Source organism: Cellulosimicrobium sp. CUA-896 (genome assembly GCF_001942335.1).
Lineage (GTDB): Bacteria > Actinomycetota > Actinomycetes > Actinomycetales > Cellulomonadaceae > Cellulosimicrobium.
Genome location: NZ_MKKH01000025.1, coordinates 25,705 through 44,745 on the forward strand (window position 1 = coordinate 25,705; position 19,041 = coordinate 44,745).

The 19,041-nt window shown below is 77.5% G+C and carries 18 protein-coding genes and 7 pseudogenes; 6 read left to right on the forward strand and 19 right to left on the reverse strand.

Annotated features, from left to right (window positions below):
• Positions 1-44 precede the first annotated feature (44 nt).
• Positions 45-896: an SDR family oxidoreductase gene (locus tag BJF88_RS09700; protein ID WP_075828643.1), complete on the reverse strand. Its 852-nt coding sequence runs from the start codon at positions 894-896 to the stop codon at positions 45-47.
• Positions 897-1,036: 140 nt separating this feature from the next.
• Here BJF88_RS09700 and BJF88_RS09705 point away from each other — a divergent pair, with 140 nt between their 5' ends.
• Positions 1,037-1,411, forward strand: a complete 375-nt coding sequence (locus BJF88_RS09705) for a hypothetical protein (protein WP_075828644.1) — start codon at positions 1,037-1,039, stop codon at positions 1,409-1,411.
• Between the two features lie 111 nt (positions 1,412-1,522).
• Here BJF88_RS09705 and BJF88_RS09710 read toward each other — a convergent pair whose 3' ends face one another.
• From BJF88_RS09710 to BJF88_RS23460, 4 genes and pseudogenes are all read right to left on the reverse strand, one after another.
• Positions 1,523-2,656, reverse strand: coding sequence for an NAD(P)/FAD-dependent oxidoreductase (locus BJF88_RS09710; protein ID WP_075828645.1), 1,134 nt, complete (start codon positions 2,654-2,656; stop codon positions 1,523-1,525).
• Positions 2,653-3,182: pseudogene (locus BJF88_RS09715) on the reverse strand (isoprenylcysteine carboxyl methyltransferase family protein). Before BJF88_RS09715 ends, BJF88_RS09710 begins: the two are co-directional and overlap by 4 nt.
• A complete protein-coding gene (locus BJF88_RS23455) occupies positions 3,179-3,742 on the reverse strand; it encodes a 3-oxoacyl-[acyl-carrier-protein] synthase III C-terminal domain-containing protein (RefSeq protein ID WP_369824551.1) in 564 nt (187 codons plus the stop codon). Before BJF88_RS23455 ends, BJF88_RS09715 begins: the two are co-directional and overlap by 4 nt.
• Before the next feature lie 194 nt (positions 3,743-3,936).
• Positions 3,937-4,335 (reverse strand): annotated as a pseudogene (locus tag BJF88_RS23460) (type III polyketide synthase); the annotation flags it as partial.
• A 133-nt stretch (positions 4,336-4,468) separates the two neighbouring features.
• On the opposite strand from BJF88_RS23460, the pseudogene BJF88_RS09730 reads away from it, so the two are divergent.
• Positions 4,469-5,167, forward strand: a pseudogene (locus BJF88_RS09730) (UbiA family prenyltransferase); the annotation flags it as partial.
• Positions 5,168-5,375: 208 nt separating this feature from the next.
• Here BJF88_RS09730 and BJF88_RS09735 read toward each other — a convergent pair.
• The gene (locus tag BJF88_RS09735; protein WP_075828648.1) at positions 5,376-6,296 is read right to left on the reverse strand and encodes a LysR family transcriptional regulator; all 921 of its coding nucleotides are present in this window, start codon (positions 6,294-6,296) and stop codon (positions 5,376-5,378) included.
• Between the two features lie 91 nt (positions 6,297-6,387).
• On the opposite strand from BJF88_RS09735, the pseudogene BJF88_RS09740 reads away from it, so the two are divergent.
• Together BJF88_RS09740 and BJF88_RS09745 are read left to right on the forward strand one after the other, a co-directional pair.
• Positions 6,388-7,388 (forward strand): annotated as a pseudogene (locus BJF88_RS09740) (threonine/serine dehydratase).
• 54 nt (positions 7,389-7,442) lie between these two features.
• Positions 7,443-8,063 carry an L-threonylcarbamoyladenylate synthase gene (locus tag BJF88_RS09745; protein WP_075828649.1) on the forward strand — a complete coding sequence of 207 codons (621 nt, stop codon included), beginning with the start codon at positions 7,443-7,445 and terminating at the stop codon, positions 8,061-8,063.
• Between the two features lie 56 nt (positions 8,064-8,119).
• On the opposite strand, the gene BJF88_RS23465 is transcribed toward BJF88_RS09745, so the two are convergent.
• The 4 genes from BJF88_RS23465 to BJF88_RS21935 form a co-directional block, all read right to left on the reverse strand.
• A complete protein-coding gene (locus tag BJF88_RS23465; RefSeq protein ID WP_369824552.1) occupies positions 8,120-8,623 on the reverse strand; it encodes a lipase maturation factor family protein in 504 nt (167 codons plus the stop codon).
• On the reverse strand, positions 8,623-9,168 hold the full coding sequence (locus tag BJF88_RS23470) for a lipase maturation factor family protein (RefSeq protein ID WP_369824553.1): 546 nt from the start codon (positions 9,166-9,168) through the stop codon (positions 8,623-8,625). Before BJF88_RS23470 ends, BJF88_RS23465 begins: the two co-directional genes overlap by 1 nt.
• A complete protein-coding gene (locus BJF88_RS23475; protein ID WP_369824555.1) occupies positions 9,084-9,473 on the reverse strand; it encodes a hypothetical protein in 390 nt (129 codons plus the stop codon). The genes BJF88_RS23470 and BJF88_RS23475 overlap by 85 nt, the downstream gene beginning before the upstream one ends.
• A gap of 216 nt (positions 9,474-9,689) precedes the next feature.
• The gene (locus BJF88_RS21935; protein ID WP_255371928.1) at positions 9,690-9,830 is read right to left on the reverse strand and encodes a hypothetical protein; all 141 of its coding nucleotides are present in this window, start codon (positions 9,828-9,830) and stop codon (positions 9,690-9,692) included.
• Between BJF88_RS21935 and BJF88_RS09755 the strand changes: the two are divergent.
• Positions 9,787-11,170: pseudogene (locus BJF88_RS09755) on the forward strand (UTP--glucose-1-phosphate uridylyltransferase). The gene BJF88_RS21935 and the pseudogene BJF88_RS09755 sit on opposite strands and share 44 nt — an antisense overlap.
• A gap of 27 nt (positions 11,171-11,197) precedes the next feature.
• On the opposite strand, the gene BJF88_RS09760 reads toward BJF88_RS09755, so the two are convergent.
• Complete coding sequence (locus BJF88_RS09760) at positions 11,198-11,848, reverse strand: YigZ family protein (RefSeq protein WP_075828650.1); 651 nt, start codon at positions 11,846-11,848, stop codon at positions 11,198-11,200.
• 204 nt (positions 11,849-12,052) lie between these two features.
• On the opposite strand from BJF88_RS09760, the pseudogene BJF88_RS23480 reads away from it, so the two are divergent.
• A pseudogene (locus BJF88_RS23480) lies at positions 12,053-12,493 on the forward strand (tyrosine-type recombinase/integrase); the annotation flags it as partial.
• 30 nt (positions 12,494-12,523) lie between these two features.
• Here the strand turns inward: BJF88_RS23480 and BJF88_RS09770 are convergent.
• The 8 genes and pseudogenes from BJF88_RS09770 to BJF88_RS09805 all read right to left on the reverse strand — a co-directional run.
• Positions 12,524-13,006, reverse strand: a complete 483-nt coding sequence (locus tag BJF88_RS09770; protein WP_075828651.1) for a VOC family protein — start codon at positions 13,004-13,006, stop codon at positions 12,524-12,526.
• A gap of 220 nt (positions 13,007-13,226) precedes the next feature.
• The gene (locus BJF88_RS09775; RefSeq protein ID WP_075828659.1) at positions 13,227-13,805 is read right to left on the reverse strand and encodes a Dps family protein; all 579 of its coding nucleotides are present in this window, start codon (positions 13,803-13,805) and stop codon (positions 13,227-13,229) included.
• A 179-nt stretch (positions 13,806-13,984) separates the two neighbouring features.
• Positions 13,985-14,458 carry a hypothetical protein gene (locus BJF88_RS09780; RefSeq protein ID WP_139315996.1) on the reverse strand — a complete coding sequence of 158 codons (474 nt, stop codon included), beginning with the start codon at positions 14,456-14,458 and terminating at the stop codon, positions 13,985-13,987.
• Positions 14,459-14,538: 80 nt separating this feature from the next.
• Positions 14,539-15,936 (reverse strand): DUF58 domain-containing protein, encoded by a 1,398-nt coding sequence (locus BJF88_RS09785; protein ID WP_075828653.1) that lies wholly within the window; start codon positions 15,934-15,936, stop codon positions 14,539-14,541.
• On the reverse strand, positions 15,933-16,967 hold the full coding sequence (locus tag BJF88_RS09790; protein WP_255371926.1) for a MoxR family ATPase: 1,035 nt from the start codon (positions 16,965-16,967) through the stop codon (positions 15,933-15,935). The genes BJF88_RS09785 and BJF88_RS09790 overlap by 4 nt, the downstream gene beginning before the upstream one ends.
• On the reverse strand, positions 16,964-17,302 hold the full coding sequence (locus BJF88_RS09795) for a hypothetical protein (RefSeq protein WP_139315997.1): 339 nt from the start codon (positions 17,300-17,302) through the stop codon (positions 16,964-16,966). Before BJF88_RS09795 ends, BJF88_RS09790 begins: the two co-directional genes overlap by 4 nt.
• Positions 17,303-17,492: 190 nt before the next feature.
• Positions 17,493-17,861: a DUF4129 domain-containing protein gene (locus tag BJF88_RS18340; protein ID WP_083649022.1), complete on the reverse strand. Its 369-nt coding sequence runs from the start codon at positions 17,859-17,861 to the stop codon at positions 17,493-17,495.
• A gap of 294 nt (positions 17,862-18,155) precedes the next feature.
• A pseudogene (locus BJF88_RS09805) lies at positions 18,156-19,041 on the reverse strand (DUF3866 family protein); the annotation flags it as partial.

The window sequence follows — 19,041 nt, forward strand, 5'->3', positions numbered from 1 at the left end:
GTCGGACGGGTGCGGGGGCGGCGGGCGCGTGCGCCGCGGTGTGCTCAGGGGCGTCGCCAGTCGTCGGACGTCAGGTGCGACCCGGCCATCGGGCCCATGCGGAGCATGCCGCCGTCGACGGCCCAGGACGCGCCGGTGACGTAGGTCGCGGACGGCCCGCACAGGAAGGCGACGACGGCTGCGACCTCGCGCGCGTCGCCGGGCCGGCCGAGCGGGACGCCGGGGCGGTGGGCGTCGTGCGGGTCCTCGTCCTCCTGCCCGGTCATCGGCGTCGCGATCTCGCCGGGTGCGACGGCGTTGACGGTGATGCCGTGCTCGGCGAGCTCGAGGGCCGCGACCTGGGTGAGCAGCCCGAGCCCGCCCTTGGCGGCGCAGTAGGGGCCGGCGCCGACGCGCGGGGCGTGCTCGTGGACACTCGTGACGTGGACGACGCGCCCGCCGCGCCCGCCCGCGATCATGCGCCGCGCGGCGGCCTGCAGGAGCACGAACGGCGCGTCGAGGTCCGTGGCGAGCACCTGCCGCCAGCGCGCGAGGTCGAGGTCCAGCAGGAGGGTGGAGGTGCCGGTGCCCGCGACGGCGACCAGGGCGTCGAGCCGGCCGAGCTCGTCGGCGAGCGCGTCGACGGCGGGCGCGAGCGCGCCCACGTCGGTGACGTCGAGCCGGCGCAGGGCGACCCGCGCCCCGGCGGCGCGCACCTCGTGGGCGGTGCGCTCGGGGTCGTGGTCCTCGTCGTGCCAGGTGAGGGCGAGGTCGAACCCGGCCTGCGCGAGCGCCACGGCGGTGGCGCGACCGATCCCCGACTCCGAGCCGGTGACGAGGGCGACGGGCCGCGCCGGCGCGCCGTCGGGCTCGCGGGCCGGGGCGCCGGTGCGCGGGTCGAGGTCGGGCGGCGTCATGCCCCCAGCCTGGGAGGCGTGCGGTCCCCTCGCACGCGGGGCCCGGTCGCGCGCCGCGGCGGGCCCGCGGGCGGCGCCGAGCGGCGAGCGGGCGCGCCCCGTGCCTACGGTGGCGGGGAACCGCGAACGAAGGAGGGACGATGACGAACGACGCGACGCACGGCACCGGACCGGGCGGGGCCGCTCGCGAGGAGCTCCCGGTCCCGGACTACGACCACCTGCCGGTCGCGGCGCTCGGGCACCGGGTCCGGTCGCTCGACGCGGGCGGCATCGAGACGCTGCTGGCGTACGAGCGTGCCCACGGGGACAGGCTGCCCGTCGTCCAGGTGCTCGAGCAGCGGCTCGCCGAGCTGCGCGAGGGCGCCGAGCCGTCGGGCGGCGACCCCGCGGGCGTGGCGCCGGAGCAGGCGCCGCCGCCGTCGGGCGGCAGCCCCGTGAGCCCGCAGACGCAGGGCCCGGTGCAGAACCCGCCGTCGCAGGGCGTGCCGACGAACCCCGCGCAGCCGCGCCGGTGAGGAGCCGCTGAGGAGCCGCGGACGAGCTGCTGAGGACGTGCCCCGGGCGCCGACGGCGCCCGGGGCACGCGGTCGTGCGGGGCGTTCGTCGCGGTCGTGGGGGCGCGGCCGTCAGCGCGCGAGCCGCTCGACGACGGCGGCGTACAACGGGGGCACCGTGGCGGCGAGGGGCACGATGGCGCCCCGTGCCGGGCTGGAGGCCCACGCGAGGAGCCCCGTGGTGAGCACGCGGTAGTCCCGCGTGGCGCGCGACCAGGCCCGCTCGTAGGCGACCGGGTCGTCGAGGTGGCGCACCGCGGCCTGCGCCTGGGCGAGGCCGACGCGCACCCCCTCCCCGGTGAGGGCGTCGACGTAGCCGGAGGCGTCGCCGACGAGGCGCACCCGCCCGGCCGTGCGGCGTCGGGCGCGCCGGCGCAGCGGGCCGGCGCCGAGCACCTTCCCGGCGGCGGGCACGCCCGCGAGACGGTCCGCGAGCTCGGGGAAGTCGGCGAGGTGGTCCTCCGCCGTGCCGGGCGCGGCGCCGCCCGGCCCGCCGCGGGGGGCGAGGACCGCGACGCCGACGAGGTCCGGCGCGACGGGCGTCACGTACGCCTCGGCGCGGGCCGACCAGTGCACCTCGACGTAGTCGGACCACGGCGCGACGCGGTGGTGCGAGCGCAGTCCGTACCGGGTGGCCGCGGCACGGTAGGGCGCGCCGTCGAGGCCCGCGAGGCGGCGCACGGTCGAGTGGAGGCCGTCGCACCCCAGGACCCAGCGGGCGCGCACGTGCGTGGCGGTCCCACTGTCGCCACCGCCGCCGTCGTCGCCGCCGCCATCGTCGCCGCCGGGGCCGGCGAGCCGGACGTCGACGCAGTCGGGGTCCTGGTCCAGCTCGCGCACGGTCGCGTGCCGCACGCGGGCGCCGGCCTCGAGCGCGCGGGCGTGCAGGGCTGCGTGCAGGGCGGTGCGCCGCACGCCGCGGCCCGGTCCGGCGGCGAAGGCGTGGTCGGCGTGCCGGGCACCGTCGGCGCTCCGGTAGCTGATGCCGGCGAGCGGGTGGCCGGGCGGGTCGACGCCGAGGTCGTGGACGGCGGCGAGGGCACCCGGAAGCAGGCCTTCGCCGCACGCCTTGTCGAGGGCGCCGTCGAGGACGGCGGCGCGCCTGTCGACGACGAGCACGTCGTGCCCGGCGTCGCGGGCGTGGACGGCCGCGGCGAGGCCGACGGGTCCGCCGCCGACGACGAGGACGTCGACGTGCTCGGTCACGGCGCGCCGCGGGTGACGAGCCCGAGGGCGCGCTCCTCGGCGGGGATGCGGAAGCGCGCGAGCAGGACGGCGTTGAGCACGGTGAACGCGAGCGCGGTCACCCACGCGGTGTGCACGAGCGGGAGCGCGACGCCCTCGACGACGACGGCGACGTAGTTGGGGTGGCGCAGCCAGCGGTACGGACCGCGGTCCACGAGCGGGAGGCCCGGCACGACGATGACGCGCGTGTTCCAGCGCGGGCCGAGCGTCGCGATGCACCACCACCGCAGCCCCTGGCTCGCGAGCACGAGGACGAGCATGGGCCACCCGAGCCACGGCAGGAACGGGCGGTCGGCGAGCCAGACCTCGAGGACGCACGCGACGAGCAGGCCGGTGTGCAGCGCGACCATCGCGGGGAAGTGGCCCCTGCCGGTCTCGACCCCGCCGCGGGCGAACGACCAGCGGGCGTGCGGGCCGAGACGACGAGCTCGGCGAGCCGTTCCAGCGCCGTCGCCCCGACGAGTGCCGCGTACCAGGCGAGGCTCACGCGGCCGCTCCCGCGCGCTGCCCGGCCCGGGCGCCCGTGGCGGTGCTCGTCGGGGCGCCGGGCGCGCCGTCGAGGCGCAGCAGCACGAGCTCGGTGCTCACGCCCGGCCCGAACGCCATGAGGACCGCCGGCGACCCGGGCGGGGCGGACGACGCCTCGAGGGTCGCGGCGAGCACGTGCAGCACCGACGCCGACGACAGGTTCCCGGCACGGCGCAGGCTCTCGCGGCTGTGCGCCAGGTGGCCCTCGTCGAGGCCGAGCGCGTCGCGGACGGCGTCGAGGATGCGCGGACCGCCGGCGTGCACCACCCACGTGGGCACCTGGTCGGGCGTGAGGTCGTGCTCGACGAGCAGCGCCTTGACGTCGCCGAGGAGGTGGGCGCCGACGAGCTCGGGGAGGCGCGCGGACAGCACGACCTCGAAGCCCGTGTCGCCCACGTGCCAGCCGAGCTCGTCCGCGGTCCCCGGGTGCAGCGTGGAGCGGGACTCCACGACGCGGGCGGTGCGTCGCGCCGCGACGCTCGTGCCGGGGCGGCGGGCGAGGGGGTGCTCGTCGCCCACCGCCACGACCGCGGCGGCGCCGTCGCCGAAGAGGCCGCTCGCCGCGAGGTTGGCGGTCGAGTCGTCCCCGTGCTGGAGGGTGAGCGAGCACAGCTCGACGGCGACCAGGAGCGCGACGTCGCGCGGCGCCCGCGCAGCAGGTCGTCCGTGCGGGCCAGGCCGGTCGCTCCGCCCGCGCAGCCCCAGCCGAACGACGGCGTGCGGCGCACGTCCGCGCGCAGCCCGAGGCGCGCGGCGAGCAGCACGTCCACCGACGGTGCGCCGACGCCCGTGACCGACGTGACGACGACGTGGTCCACGTCGGCCGCGGCGACGCCCGCGTCGTCGAGCGCGCGCCGCGCGGCGGCCTCGGCGAGGTCGGTCGCGGCGGCGAGGAACGCGTCGTTCGACGCCCCGAACGTGCGCAGGTCGGCGTACGCGCCGAGGGGGAGCGCGAGGTGGCGCGTGTCGACGCCCGCGTGGGCGTGCAGCCGCCGCGCGAGCGCCGTGCGCACGGGGTCGTCCGTGAGCAGCGGAGCGATGACGTCGGTGATCTCGGACTGGGTGTGGGACCGGTCGGGCAGCGCGGTCCCGACCGCGACGAGGCGCGACATGTCCGCATCGTGTCACCGCCGGGACGTTCTCGCGCGGGGACGGTGAAGGCGACGGTGCGAGCGGGGTGCGAGCGGGGTGCGAGCGGGGTGCGGACGGCGGTGCGAGCGGGGGTGCCGCTGCTAGCGTCCCCCCATGCCGCAGCCGCCCGCGACGCCCGCCCCGCACCGGTCGAGGCCGTCGTCGGCCGCGACCCTGCGCGGCTTCGTCACGGCCGCGCACGCCGCCCCCGCGGCGCTCGTCACCGCCCTCGCGTGCGCCCTGTCCCTCGGTATCGGCGCCGGCGCGGCGACCACCGCGCTCGTCACCGCGGCGGTGCTCGCCGGCCAGCTGTCCGTCGGGTGGTCCAACGACTGGATCGACGCCCGTCGCGACCTCGCCGTCGGCCGCGCGGACAAGCCCGTCGTGCGCGGCGTCGTCACGCCCGGCGCGCTGCGCGCCGGCGCCCTGCTCGCCCTCGCGGCCTGCGCCGGGCTGTCCCTCGCCACCGGGGTGGTGCCGGGACTGGTGCACCTCGTCGCGGTCGGCGGAGCGTGGGCCTACAACGCCGGCCTCAAGGCCACGCCGTGGTCCTGGGCGCCGTACGCCGTCTCGTTCGCCCTGCTCGCCGTGTTCGTCGTCCTCGCCGCCCCCGGCGACCGCGTGCCCGCACCGTGGGCCCTCGCCGCCGCCGCGCTGCTCGGCGCCGGCGCGCACGTCGCGAACACGCTGCCCGACCTCGACGACGACGCCGCCACCGGCGTGCGCGGGCTGCCGCACCGCCTCGGCCGACGCGCGGCCAGCACCCTCGCGCCGGCGCTCCTCGCCGCCGCCGTCGCCGTCGTGGTCCTCGCACCGCCCGGCGCGCCCGGCCCGGTCGCCTGGACCGGCGGCGGCGCGGCGCTCCTCGCTGCCGGCGCCGCCGGGCTCGTCGCGCCCGCCGGCCCCGCTCGCGCACCCCGTTCACCCTGTCCATGGCGGTCGCCGCCCTCTGCGTCGTCCTCCTCGTGCTCGCCGCGCCCGACGTCGCCCGGGCGCCTGACGCGACGCCGCCGGCGCGCCGTCAGCCCCCGGGCAGCGCCGCCCCCGCGGAGCGCAGCCCCGCCACGACCGCCCGCGCGCCGGGAGGCGGCCGCTCGCCGTACGTCACCGCGAGCACCCGCCGCTCCGCGCCCGGCAGCCGCCGCACCTCCACACCCGCGTGCCGGTGCGCACGCAGCGCGAGACCCGGGAGCACCGACACCCCCGCACCCGCCGCGACGAGCGCCTGCACCGCCACGTAGTCGTCCGTCTCGAACGCGACCCGCGGCGAGAACCCCGCCCGCTCGCACCGCGCCACCAGGTCGGCGCGGCACCGCTCGCACCCCGCGATCCAGTCCGCGTCCGCCAGGCGCTCCAGCGACGCGGCGACCCCCGGCTCCACCCCGGGCACGCCCGAGCCCGGACCCGGGCCCTGCGCGCGCGCCGTGACCAGGTGCAGCTCCTCCACGAGCACCGGCACCGCCACCAGACCCTCGACGTCCGCCGGCGAACGGTCGTGCTCGAACACCAGCGCCACCTCCACCGCGCCCCGGCGCAAGGCCGCCAACGCCTCCGGCGGCTCCGCCTCCACCAGACCCACGTCCAGGCCCGGGTGCGCACGCCCGAGACGCGCCACGACCTCCGGCACCAGCGTCGCCAGCGCCGACGGGAACGCCGCCAACCGCACCCGGCCCGCGGCCAGACCGGCGAGCGCCTCCACCTCCTCGCGGGCCGCACCCACCCGGCCTAGGATCTCCTCCGCCCGGCGAGCGAGCAGCAGCCCCGCCTCCGTCAACCGCACCCCGCGCCCGTGGCGCACCACGAGCGGCACACCCACCTCGGCCTCGAGCCGTGCCAGGTGATGACTCACCGACGGCTGCGCGTAGTGCAGCGCCCGCGCCGCACCCGTCACGGACCCCTCCCGCGCCACCGCCGCCAGCACACGCAGCCTCGTCAGGTCCACCCGCCCACCGTACGCCACCCATCGACGACATCGATCGATCCAGCAACAACAAGCATTGGACCGATGAGTCGGCCCGCGGGACCGTGGACGCATGCCCCGCACCGACGCCGCACCCGCCCCACAGACACCCCGAGCGCCCACCCTGCGCGACGTCCTCGATGCCCGCCGCCTCCTCGCCCCCCACCTCGACCCCACGCCCCTCCGCCGCTACGCACCCCTCGACGACGCCACCGGCGCCCACGTCCTCGTCAAGCACGAGAACCTTCAGCCCACCGGCGCCTTCAAGGTCCGCGGCGCACTCAACCTCCTGCTGCGCACCACCCCCGCCGAACGCGCCCGCGGCGTCGTCGCCTTCTCCACCGGCAACCACGCCCAGGCCGTCGCCCACGCCGCGCGCACCACCGCCACCGGCTGCACCATCGTCATGCCCACCGACCCCAACCCCACCAAGGCCGCCGCCGTCCGCGCCCTCGGCGCCGACCTCGTCCTCCACGGCGCCACCTTCGACGCGCCCGCACCCACGCCACGGCTCTCGCGGCCGCGAGCGGTGCGCGGCTGGTCAGCGCCGCGAACGAGCCGGAGCTCGTCGCGGGGGTGGCGACCGCGTACCTCGAGCTGCTGGAGCAGGCGCCCGACCTCGACGCCGTCGTCGTCCCGGTCGGCGGCGGCAGCGGCGCGGCGGCCGCGTGCCTCGTCGCCGCCGCGCTCGCCCCGGACCTCGAGGTGGTCGCCGTGCAGTCGGCCGCCGCGCCGGCCGCGCACGACTCGTGGCGCGCGGGCGACCTCGTGCAGCGGGACATCCGTACGCGCGCCGAGGGCCTCGCGACGGGGTGCGGCTTCGCGCTCACCCAGGCGGTGCTGCGCGACCACCTCGCCGACTTCGTCCTCGTCGACGACGACGCGATCGACCGCGCCGCGGGGCTGTTCCTCACGGGTGCGCGCACGGTCGCGGAGACCGCGGGGGCGGCCGGTCTCGCCGCCGTGCTCGCCGACCGGGAGCGGTTCGCGGGTCGCCGCGTCGGCGTGGTGTGCACCGGCGGCAACGCGAGCCCGGCGGAGCTGCGCCGCGTCCTGGCGTCGGTGCCCGCGTGACCCGTCGTGGCGTCCGAGCGGCACGACGGCGCCCTCGCGCCTAGTCTCGGCCGCATGGCCCGCTACCTCGACGTGCACCCGGACAACCCGCAGCCGCGCGCGATCGCGCAGGTCGTCGCGATGCTCGGCGAGGGCGCGCTCGTCGCCTACCCGACGGACTCCGGGTACGCGCTCGGCTGCCGCATGGACGACCGCGAGGGCGCCGACCGCATCCGGCGCATCCGCCACCTCGACGAGCGCCACCACTTCACGCTCGTGTGCGCGGACTTCGCCCAGCTCGGCCAGTTCGTCATGGTCGACAACTCCGTCTTCCGCGCGATCAAGGCCGCGACGCCGGGCCCGTACACGTTCGTCCTGCGCGCGACGTCCGAGGTCCCGCGCCGGCTGGCGCACCCGAAGAAGAAGACGGTCGGCGTGCGCATCCCCGACGACACCGTGGCCCAGGCGATCGTGGCCGCCCTCGGCGAGCCCATCCTGTCCAGCTCCCTCATCCTTCCCGGGCACGACGACGCCATGACCGACGGGTGGCAGATCAAGGAGGAGCTCGACCACGTGGTCGACGCGGTCGTGGACGGCGGGGAGCGCGGCAGCGCCCCGACGACCGTCGTCGACGCGTCCGACGGCGTGCCCGAGGTCGTGCGCGTCGGCGCGGGGGACCCGTCCCGTTTCGAGTAGCCGACCGCCGTCCGGGACACCTCGCCGACGTCGGTGCCCTCCGGACGACGCGCGCGTCAGGCGTCGCGACCGAGGAGCGCGCGCATCCGCGCCAGGTCGACGGGATCGACGAGCACCGCGAGCTCGTGCCGCGCCCACCAGTCGCCCGTGCGGCGCCGCTCCTCGCGCGTCGTGAACCGGTACCGGTACAGCCGGGCCCGCACCCACCGCGGCGCCGGTCCCGCCGGGTCGTCGGCGAACGGGTCGGCGCGCAGCAGGCGCAGCGTCGCCGCGTCGGCCTCGAGCAGGCGCAGCAGCAGCCGCTCGAACCACCCGCCGCCCGCGGACCCCAGCGCGAGGAACCACATCTGCCAGTCGAGGCGCAGGTGGTACGGCGCCACCTGGGGCGGGCGACGGCGCACGTCGCCCGGCTTGCCGCGGAACGCGTACTCCACCCAGTCGTCCGGGCCGGGGGAGCGCGCCGTGGAGCCCTCGAGCACCACCTCGTCCCGCCGCCGCGAGACCGACCCGAAGGCGCCGTACGCGTTGACGAGACGGAACGGCTCGAAGCTCGCGTTCATCAGCTGCCGCCGCGCGACGAGGTTGCGCGCCGGCGCCGGCTCAGCACGAGCAGCAGCGCCGTCACCGCCACGACGACCACCACCTGCGCGACCGGCCCGCCCAGCCCGCCCGCGCCGTCGGGTGCCGCTCCCGCCGCCGGGCCCGCGGACGCGCCGAGCCCGAACCAGCCGCCCACGACCGCCCACGACCCGTCGCTCACGAGCGACAGCCCCAGCACGACCGTCAGCCAGTTCAGCCACGCGAAGTTGCCCGTGACCACGAGCCACAGCTGCGTGAGCACCACGGCGGCCCCTGCCCAGCTCGCCACCGGCTGCGGCGCGAAGAACGCGAACGGCACCACGAGCTGCGTCACGTGGTTGCCCGCCACCTCGACCCGGTGCCACCAGCGCGGCGCGCGGTGCGCGTGCCAGGACAGCGGTCCCGGCAGCGGCTGCGTCTCGTGGTGGAAGTCCAGCGCCGTCAGGTCGCGCCAGGCCCGGTCCCCGCGGATCTTGATGAGGCCGGCGCCCAGCTCGACGCGGAACAGGCACCAGCGGGCCAGCACCAGCACGAGCAGCGGGGGAGCGGGGCCCGTGCCCCCGCCCCGCCCGACGACCCCAGGAACGCGACGAGGAACGTCACCTCGCACAGCAGCGACTCCCACCCGAACCCGTAGAAGCGCCCGCCCGCGTTCACGACCGACAGGTACGCCGCCCACAGCACGAGGAACGCGAGCGCCGGCACCCACCACGGCCCGAGCTGCGGCACGCCCGCCACGAGCAGCGCCGCCAGCGCGACCCCGCACCAGCCGAGCCCGGTCACGAACCCGTCCGAGCACCGCCACCGCAGCACGCTCGGGCGTCGCGCCACGACGTGCGCCGCAGCAGCCGGGCGCCGGGGTCAGCCCTCGCTCGCCCAGGAGCGCGCGCCACTGCCGCACGACCGCCCAGAACGCCACGACGAGGATCGCCGCCGTCCCGCGTTGCAGGACCTCGCGCGCGACGTCGTAGTCGCCCGCCCAGAACCACGAGCCGACCCACCCGGCGAACCCCTCCACCGCCCCACCGTAGGCATGTGACCCGCGTCTCACCCGTCGCCCGGGCCTGCGGTCGGGGCCGCCTCTAGCATCGGGCACATGAGCAGCCCGTCGAGCAGCACCGGCCTGACCCAGTCGATCGACCGCATGCGCGCCGCCGGGGTCGCCCCCGCCGCCGTCGACGTCTTCACGCGGTTCTACGGCCTCCTGGAGTCCGGGGCGACCGGCATGATCCCCGAGGCCGACGTCGAGCCCCTCACCGACGTCGTCCGGCGCGACGACCTCGACGTGAGCCCCGAGGAGGCGCGCGCCGCGCTCGAGCGCACCGCCGTCGTCAAGCTCAACGGCGGCCTCGGCACCTCCATGGGCATGGACCGCGCGAAGTCCCTGCTCACCGTGCGGGACGCCGACCCCGACCGCGGCCACGACGCGCCGCTGACCTTCCTCGACGTCATCGTCGCCCAGGTCCGCGCCGCCCGGCGCGCCACCGGTGCGCGCCTGCCCCTGCTGCTCATGAACAGCTTCCGCACGCAGGAGGACACCCTCGGCGCCCTCGCCCCGTACGACGACCTCGTCGTCGACGGGCTCCCGCTCGACTTCCTCCAGAACCGCGAGCCGAAGCTCCTCGCGAGCGACCTCACGCCCGTCGACTGGCCCGCCGACCCCGAGCTCGAGTGGTGCCCGCCCGGCCACGGCGACCTCTACACCGCCCTCTACGCGTCGGGCGCTGCGTGCGCTCCTGGACGCCGGCTACCGGTACGCCAGCGTCTCCAACTCCGACAACCTCGGCGCCGCGCCCGACGCCGCGATGGCGGGGTGGTTCGCCGCGAGCGGCGCGCCGTTCGCGGCCGAGGTCGCCCGGCGCACGCCGGCGGACCGCAAGGGCGGCCACCTCGTCGTGCGGCGCTCCGACGGCCGCCTCGTCCTGCGCGAGACGGCGCAGACCCCGAAGGACGACCAGGACGCCGCCGCCGACATCGCCCGCCACCGGTACTTCAACACGAACAACCTCTGGTTCGACCTCGAGGCGCTGGCCGCCGAGCTCGACCGGACGCAGGGGGTGCTCGAGCTGCCGCTGATCCGCAACACCAAGACGGTCGACCCGACGGACCCGTCGTCGCCCGAGGTGGTGCAGATCGAGTCGGCGATGGGCGCGGCCGTCGAGGTGTTCGACGGCGCGGTCGCCATCGAGGTGGGGCGCGACCGCTTCCTGCCCGTCAAGACGACGAACGACCTGCTCGTGCTGCGCTCGGACGTCTACGACCTCGACGACGACTACCGGTTCGTCGCACGCACCGACGCGCCCCTCGTCGACCTCGACACCGCGTACTACAAGACCATCGCCGGTTTCGACGCGCGCTTCGGCGACGGCACGCCGTCGCTGCGGGGCGCGCGCTCGCTCACGGTGCGAGGCGACTGGACGTTCGGCTCCGCGGTCTCGGTCGTGGAGGACGCGCAGCTGCCGGACCCGGGCGACGCCTCGCGGGTCCCCGACGGCGCGGTCGTCGGCCCGGACGGCGTGAGCGCCTGAGCGCCCCCGCCGCGGACCGGAGCCGCCTCAGCCCGGGAGGTCGACCACGCGGTCGTCGCCGCGGCGCGCGGAGAGCGCTCCCGAGGACGCGGCCGCGAGGTCGGCGTCGAACCGGTCGAGGTCGCCGGGGGCGACGAGGAGCCTGAAGCGGGCCTCAGCCTCGTAGGCGACACCGGCCAGGACGGCGTCGTGCGCCGCCGCCCAGCCCTGGAGGACACCGTGGAGGCGCCCCGCCTCGGCGTGCGGGACGTCGACCGTCACGTGCGTGCGCACGGCGCGGCGTACGAGACGGGCCTCGGCCAGGGCGTCGCCGACGGCGGACGAGTACGCGCGCACGAGCCCGCCGGCGCCGAGCAGGACACCGCCGAAGTAGCGCGTCACCACGGCGACGAGGTCGGTGACGCCGCGGTGGCGGAGCACCTCGAGCATCGGCACCCCCGCGGTGCCGGAGGGCTCGCCGTCGTCGGTGGACCGCTGCTGGTCCGCGTGGGCGCCCACGACGAGCGCCACGCAGTGGTGCCGGGCGTCCCAGTGCTCCTTGCGCACGGCGGCGACGACGGCGTCGGCCTCGGGGACGCCGCTCACGGGGGAGAGGTGGGCGAGGAACCGTGACTTCTTGACGACGAGCTCGTGGTCGACCGGCGCCGCGATCGTCGAGGGCAGGTTCGGCGCGTCCACGGTCCGAGCGTAGGCGGTGGCGCCGTGCGGCCGTCCCGTCGTGACCCGGGCAAATAGTGTGCCAAGCGCTACACTCCACCCGTGAGCACCAGGAGCACCGGCGGCGGAACGCCCCGAGCCGAGGCGTCCGCGGGTCGCTACCCGCGACCCACCGTCACCCTCGCGGAGGCCGAGTGGGTGTGGCGCACGCTCGCGACGGAGGCCATGACCGGCGGCGCGAAGCCCGAGACGGTCCGTCTCGCGGTCGTCGCGGGGCTGACGCGCGCCACGGGGGCGCGGTACTCCGACCTCCTGCGCTGCACGGTCGACGCGATCGACCTCGGCCCGGCGGGAGCACGCGCGGGGGAGGGCGGGGTCCTGCTCACGCACGGCAAGCACCGCGTGGCGCGCGAGCACGTGCTGAGCGCGAGCGTCGTCGTGGTGCTGCGGCGGTGGATGGACGTGCGGCAGGAGCTCGCGGCGGACCTCGAGGGTTCCGTGCCGCGCGCGCTGCTCCTCACCGTGCACCACACGCACGACAACGGGGTGACCGTCTCCAGCGGTCTGCCGATCACCAAGCAGGGGCTCGTGCTGTCCTGGCGCCGGTTCGTGCACCGGACGAACGCGCGCTACGGCGCCGTGCGCGAGCCGTTGCCCACGCGGTTCGAGCAGGTGCGGCGCGCGTGGGTCGAGGCGTCAGGGGAGGGCGGTCCCGGGGGCTCCGTCGGGCCCGGGCTCGGGGCGGACGCCGGGCGGGACGCCCTCCTCGCCGCCGAGCTCCTCGAAGAGGGTGACGTGGAGGCCGGCGGGGGCGTCGAGGCGTGAGTTGAGGGAGTTCCACGGCGTGCGGGTCGGGGGAGCGACGAGCTGCGCGCCGGCCTCGACGAGGCGGTCGGTCGTCGTCGTGGCGTCCTCCACCTCGAACGCGACGCGCAGGTGCCCGGCGACCTGCCGCCCGACCTCGAGGTCGTCGATCGCGCGCTTGTGCGCTGGGTTCGCGATCTCGAGGGTGGCGTGCCCGACGTCGAGGATCGCCACACGCTCCTCGTCCCCCTGGGCGTAGGCGGCGCGCTGGGGGAGACCCAGGACGTCGCGGTAGAAGGCGAGCGCGGCGTCGTAGTCCTCGGCCTCGACGACGAGACGGAGCTGGCGCACGGGCGGCTGTGCTGCGGGGTCCATGCGGTCGACCCTAGACGGACGCTTCCGGGAGGTGCCTCCCTGGCATGTCGAAATAAATAGTGTGCCAAGCGTCCAAACGATGATCCAGAGCACCCGACCTTTCGACCCACCGATCTGCCCAAAAGCCCGGTCGGCCGCGGGAAACCCGGCCCCGCACATGGCGACGGGCCGCCCCCGCGAGTGCGGTGGCGGCCCGTCGCCGTGGAGGAGGGGAGGGGGCCTACGGCTGGCGCTTCGCCGCGTCCTCCGCCTTCGACGCCGCCCCGGTCTCGGTGCCCTCGCCCGACGTCGACAGCTCGCCACCGGACGACTCGAGGTGCGCCCGGACGAACCAGTGGAAGAGCTCGAGGTCGTGCAGGTGCCCGATGAGCAGGTCGTTGGTGACGTCGTCGAGCTCCTCGGTGGCCTCGGCGGCCGCGCGGTGGTCGGTGATGACGCCCACGTACACCTCGTCGAGGGCGCCGAGGTGCGCGATCGTCGACGCGCGGCCGAGGGAGTAGTCCTCCCACGTGCGGCCCGCGACGATGGCACCCGGTGTGCCGAGGGGGGAGACGCCGAGGGTCGCGATGCGCTCGGCGATCGCGTCGACCATGGCGCGCACGGCGTCGACCTGCGGGTCGATCATCTCGTGCACGGCGATGAAGTGGGGGCCGACCACGTTCCAGTGGATGTGCTTGAGCGTGAGCTGGAGGTCGTTCAGCGCGTGCAGGCGCTCCTGGAGGATCCCGGCGACCTTCGCTCCCTCCTCGGGCGTGAGCGACGGGACGGTGTACTTCGGCAGGTCGGTGCGAGCAGCCATGTGGTGGCGCCTCCTCGTGTCGGTGCGCACGCCGCGGGTGCGGCGGACGGGCGGTCGGCTCCGTCGACCCCATCCTGGTGCGGCGCGGTGCCCTTCGCAGGTCGAACGCCGCGCTCGGTCCGTGGCGGTGCTCACGCGCCGGCGCGACGCCCCTGGCGGGGTGCGGGCCGGGCGTCGGTTCAGGTGCGTCGCAGGAGGACGACCGTGAGCGCGAGGAGCGCCGCGCCGCCGACGGCGAGGACGACGGGGGACGTCACCGTGCCGGCGACGAGGAGCAGCACGACACCGACGGCCTGCACCGCGCCCTGCACGACGACGAAGCGCCGGGCGTCGGGCAGGAGGGCGCGCAGCTCGACGCGCGCCGCGAGCGGGACGTGCGACGCCCACCACGCGACGCGCAGCAGCAGGTGCGCGAGCGGGGCCAGGGCGAGGACCACCGGGGCGAACGACGTCGCCTCGCCCGCCAGCGCGAGCCCGCCGAGGACGACGACCACGTGCGGCGCCGGTGCCGCGCACCGCCAGGCGACCAGCGCGCCCACCGCGACCGCCACCGCCGACCGGGTGGCAAGGTCGCCGCCGACGAACGTCAGGGCGAGCGCGGCGTACGCGCTCGCGACGACGAGCACGGCGACGCGCAGCGCCGCACCGCCCACGGCAGGTCCGGTGTCGACGTCGACGCGCGCAGGCTGGGGACCGAGGGCCCGACGGCGCCGGACGCGGTCCGCGAGCGCCCTCATCGTGCGCCGGCGCGGGTGGCGGCGGGGCGACGGTCGCGCAGGCGCGCGTGCGCGGCGAGGTCCAGCGCCGCGGCGGGTCCGAGCGTGTCGTCCTGGGCCGCTGACGGGCCGAGGCGGGCATCGTGCCGTCCCGGGGTGTGCGGGACCCAGCGCACGACGTCGATCCCCGCGGTGCGCAGTGCGGCGACGCGGTCCTCGCGCTCGCGCCGGGCGATGCGCCAGGCGAGCACGACGCGCGGCTCCGCGTCGGCGAGAGAGACGGGGGGCAGGACGTCGACGACCACGACGACGTGGCCGGCGTCGTGCCACTGGAGCGCGAGCCGGGGGGCGCCGTCGTCGAGGAGCGTCGAGAAGAGGTGGACCGCGGCGCCGGCGGGAACCTGCGGGGCGCGGACGCGGACGGACGGCTCGCCGACGGGTCGGGCGAGCGCGAGCCCGTGCAGGACGCGGCGCAGGTGGCGACGGCCGCCGCCGGGCCGGACGGGTCGGCGCAGCCTCCCGAGGTCGTCGAGCGCGACGCGGTCGCCCGCGTCGAGCACGGCCTGCGCGACGGACGCGGCGGCGTGCCGGGCGAGGTCGAGAGAGGTCGGCTGGACCGGGTGCGGCGCGCCGGAGCCGCCCCACGTCGTGAGGTCGGAGCCCACGTCGTCGCGCGAGTCGACGACGAGGACGACGGTCGCCTCCGCGGTCCCGACGGTGCGGCGGACGTACAGGGTGTCGAGCTCGGGCGATCGTCGGGCGGTGGCCCGCCAGTCGACGCGCCGGGCGCTGTCGCCGGGGCCGAACGGGGCGACGTCGCGCAGCTCGGTGCCGTCGCCGGGCCGGCGGGAGGTGTGCGGTCCGGCGAGCCCGCGCAGCCGTGAGGAGATCGGGACGCGGGCGAGGGCTGCGGGGCGTGGCAGCACGAGCAGCGGTGGGCCGGTCGTGGTGACGGGGCCCTGCTCCTCGACGCCGTCGGGCCCGTACGCGAGGAGGTCGGCGCGGAACGGGGGCAGCGCGCCCGTGCGGGCGGAGCGCGTGCGCACGGCGAGGTCGCGCGGGGCGTCCGTGAGCGCGAGGACGCGTTCGGCGGTGGCGCCGCCCGGCGCGACGACGCGCACGCGCGCGGTCTCGGCGCCGGGTGGGCCGCCGACCCGGAGCCGTGCGGCGAGCATGCCCGGCGCGGCGCCGGGCTCGTCGTGGACCTCGACGGTGACGGGCCCGTCCGGGCGACGGGTCCAGCCCCACGCGGCGCCGAGCAGGGCGGGTACGCCCAGCAGCGCGACGTCGGACCGCCCGAGGACGAGGCCGAGAGCGAGCAGCACGATGCCGGCGGCCGCGCCGGCGCCGAGCGTGCTGGTGGTGCGCCACGGGCCCGGTGCGGCGGGCGGCCGTGCGGGCGCGGTGGTGCTCACCCGGGGTGGCCCGGGGTGGCGGCGGCGACGGTCGCGGGTCCGGGCACGGTGCTCAGGAGGGTGCGGACGACGGTCTCGGGCCGCACCTCGGCGGCCCAGGCCGCGGGGGTGGGGGTGAGGCGGTGGGCGAGCACGGGGACGGCGACCCGCTTGACGTCCTCGGGCAGGACGTAGTCGCGGCCGTCGAGGACGGCGACGCTGCGCGCGAGCAGGGCGAGGTTCTGGGAGCCGCGGGGCGAGGCGCCCACCTCGAGGGCGTCGTGGGTGCGGGTGGCGGCGGCGAGGTCGACGCAGTACCCGACCACGTCGGGGTCGACGTCGACGGCCTCGACGCCGGCCTGCATCGCCAGGACGGTGGACGCGTCGACCACCTGGGCGACGTCGGGCTCGTCGTGGCGGCGCGCGATGCGGCGCGCGAGCACGTCGCGCTCCTCGTCGCGGTCGGGGTACCCGACGGCGAGGCGGACCATGAAGCGGTCGAGCTGCGCCTCCGGCAGGGGGTAGGTGCCCTCGTACTCGACGGGGTTCGAGGTCGCGACGACGTGGAACGGGCGCGGGAGGCGGTGGGTGCGGCCCTCGACGGTGACCTGGCGCTCGGCCATCGACTCGAGCAGCGCGGACTGGGTCTTGGGAGCGGTGCGGTTGATCTCGTCGGCGAGGAACAGCCCGGTGAACACGGGACCGGGGCGGAACTCGAACGTGCGCGTCGCCGGGTCGAACACGGTGGACCCGGTGATGTCCGACGGCAGGAGGTCCGGGGTGCACTGGAGGCGGGCGAAGTCGAGCCCGAGGGCCTTGGCGAGGCTGCGCGCGGCGAGGGTCTTGGCCAGCCCGGGGACGTCCTCGACGAGCACGTGCCCGCCGGCGAGCACGGTCGCGAGCGCGAGGGTGAGCGTCTCGCGCATGCCCACGACCGCCGTCGCGACCTCGTCGAGGATGCGGCGGCCGTGCTCGGCGACGTCCGCGACGGGCAGGGGCCGCACGTGCGCCGGGTCGGTCCGGGGGCGGTCGTGGCCGGGGCTCTCGGTCACCGGGTGGTCCTCTCGTCGGGTGGCTGGGTGGCGAGACGCTCGACGGCGTCGATCCACGTCTCGAGCTCGGTCTGCGTGGGCAGGCGGCCGCGCGCCGCGTGCGCGTGGAGGCCGCGGGCGACGGCGCGGCCGAGGAGGGGCGAGGCGCTCTCTGCGACGTCCGGTGCGGCGAGCGGCCCGCGCACGCCGTGGCGGGCGAGGTGGCGCTCGGCGAGCGCGCCGACCCGCCGGGCGGCACGACCGTTGGCGCGGCCGTCCTTCCCGACGACGCCCCAGCCGAGCTCGGCCACGTCACGCCGCGCGCCGTGACGCTCCGCGTCGGCAGCTCGGGCCACGCGCCGTCGGCGGTGTACGCCGTGCCGAACCACAGCAGGACGGCGCTCAGGCCGGCCGCGCCGAGGGCCAGCGCGTGCGGGACCGAGACGCCGAGGACGACGAGGCCCGCCGCCGCGACGACCACGAGCGTCGCGGGCGGTGCGCCGCGGCGCACGGCCGCGGGCACGCGGTGGCGCGACGCCCGGCGGCTCACGCGCCGCTCTCCTCGGCGCCGTCGCGCGCCGTGCCGGCCGCGGTGCGGACCGGACGGTCCGTCGAGAGGTCCGTGGCCAGGCGGTCCAGGGCGTCCCGCGCCGTCTCGACGTCGCTCGCGGTGACGTCGCCGCGCCCGAACCGCGCCCGCTGGTACAGGCCCCGCAGCGTCGCGACCGCCCCCGGGTCCGCCGGCGTGCGCCCGAGCACCGCGACCGTGAACTCCGTCGGCGTCTGCGCCGGGGCGCGCCGCGCGCCCGCGAGCGCCGCCGCGTCCTCGAGGGCGACCCAGGCGGCGACGACGGCGTCGCGCGGGGGGACGCGGGGGGCGAGGTGGTCCTGGGCGTCGTGGACGGCGTCGCGCAGGTGGGTGGTGGTGGTCCTGGGCGTCGTGGACGGCGTCGCGCAGGTGGGTGGTGGTGTCGGGGGTGGGTGCGGTGGTGGGCAGGGGCGGGGGCTGCTCGGTGGGTCCGGTGACGCGTTCGAGCCAGGCGGGGGGCTGCCAGGTCCAGGGCGGCGCGGTGGCGGCGGCGGCGAGGACGGCGGCGGTGAGGGTGGTGACGAGGACGAGGCGCGTGGTGGGGCGGGTGGTGGGGCGCGGTCCGCGCCGGCGGGGCGGTGTGTGCCCCTCCTGCTGGGTGGCTGCCCCCTGGTGGGTGGTCATGCCCGGGCGAGGTGCTCGGCGTGGACGCCGGCGGCGGCTGCGGTGAGGAACGCGGCGGGGTCGTCGTCGAGGCCGCGGCCCATGGTGGACAGGCGCACGGGGGTGGTGCGCAGGGCCTGGAGGAGGGGCGTGTCGACGGGGACGTCGACGCGGTGGTGGTGCCCGGCGGGGGTGGTGAGGGTGGCGGCCTGCTCGGCGACGAGGTGGCTGAGCCCGGGCCCCCAGCCGGGGAGGGTCTCGATGTCGGGCGCGGGGTCCGGGGCGACGACGTCGGCGGCGGTGAGGGCGACGCGTCCGTAGGCCGTGAGGGAGTGGTGGGACACGCCGCGGTGGCGTGCGCGGGGGTCGGCGCCGGAGACGCGCAGGGAGGCGACGGGACGGCCGCGCAGGGTGGCGGCGGCGTGAGGGCCTCGCCGGCGGCGACGCCGGAGTAGCCCCAGCGGGTGCCGGTGCCGAGGTTGCCGGGCCCCTGGGCGACGACGGCGAGGTCGGCGCCGGCGACGTGGCGGGCGGCGAGGAGGCCGGTGTGGACGGTGACGGCCTCGAGGTCGCCGCCGTAGGCCTGGCCGACGGTGACGCAGGTGTCGACCCAGCCGGTCTCGCGCAGGGTCGCCACGGTGCGGGAGAAGGCGGCGGGCAGGGCGCCGCCGTCGGTCATGACGTAGGCGATGCGCGGTGCGGGCCGGCCCGCGAGCGCCGCGGCGTGGCGGGCGCCGGCGACGACGGCGGGCAGGGCGGAGTGGAGGTCGGCGACGACGACGGGCATCGCGTGGAGGTCGGCGACGACGACGGGCATCGCGTGGAGGTCGTCGGCGTCGCGGAGGGTGTCGTGGTGGGGACTCCTGCTCGTCGACGCCGAGGACGAGGGCCTGCAGAGGGGTG

Excerpts from the sequence above, each read along its gene's own strand:
- BJF88_RS09700 (WP_075828643.1), bottom strand. The coding sequence starts at position 896 with ATGACGCCGCCCGACCTCGACCCGCGCACCGGCGCCCCGGCCCGCGAG.
- BJF88_RS09705 (WP_075828644.1), top strand. The coding sequence starts at position 1,037 with ATGACGAACGACGCGACGCACGGCACCGGACCGGGCGGGGCCGCTCGC.
- BJF88_RS09745 (WP_075828649.1), top strand. The coding sequence starts at position 7,443 with ATGGCCCGCTACCTCGACGTGCACCCGGACAACCCGCAGCCGCGCGCG.
- BJF88_RS09775 (WP_075828659.1), bottom strand. The coding sequence starts at position 13,805 with ATGGCTGCTCGCACCGACCTGCCGAAGTACACCGTCCCGTCGCTCACG.
- BJF88_RS23465 (WP_369824552.1), bottom strand. The coding sequence starts at position 8,623 with ATGAACGCGAGCTTCGAGCCGTTCCGTCTCGTCAACGCGTACGGCGCC.
- BJF88_RS09770 (WP_075828651.1), bottom strand. The coding sequence starts at position 13,006 with ATGGACCCCGCAGCACAGCCGCCCGTGCGCCAGCTCCGTCTCGTCGTC.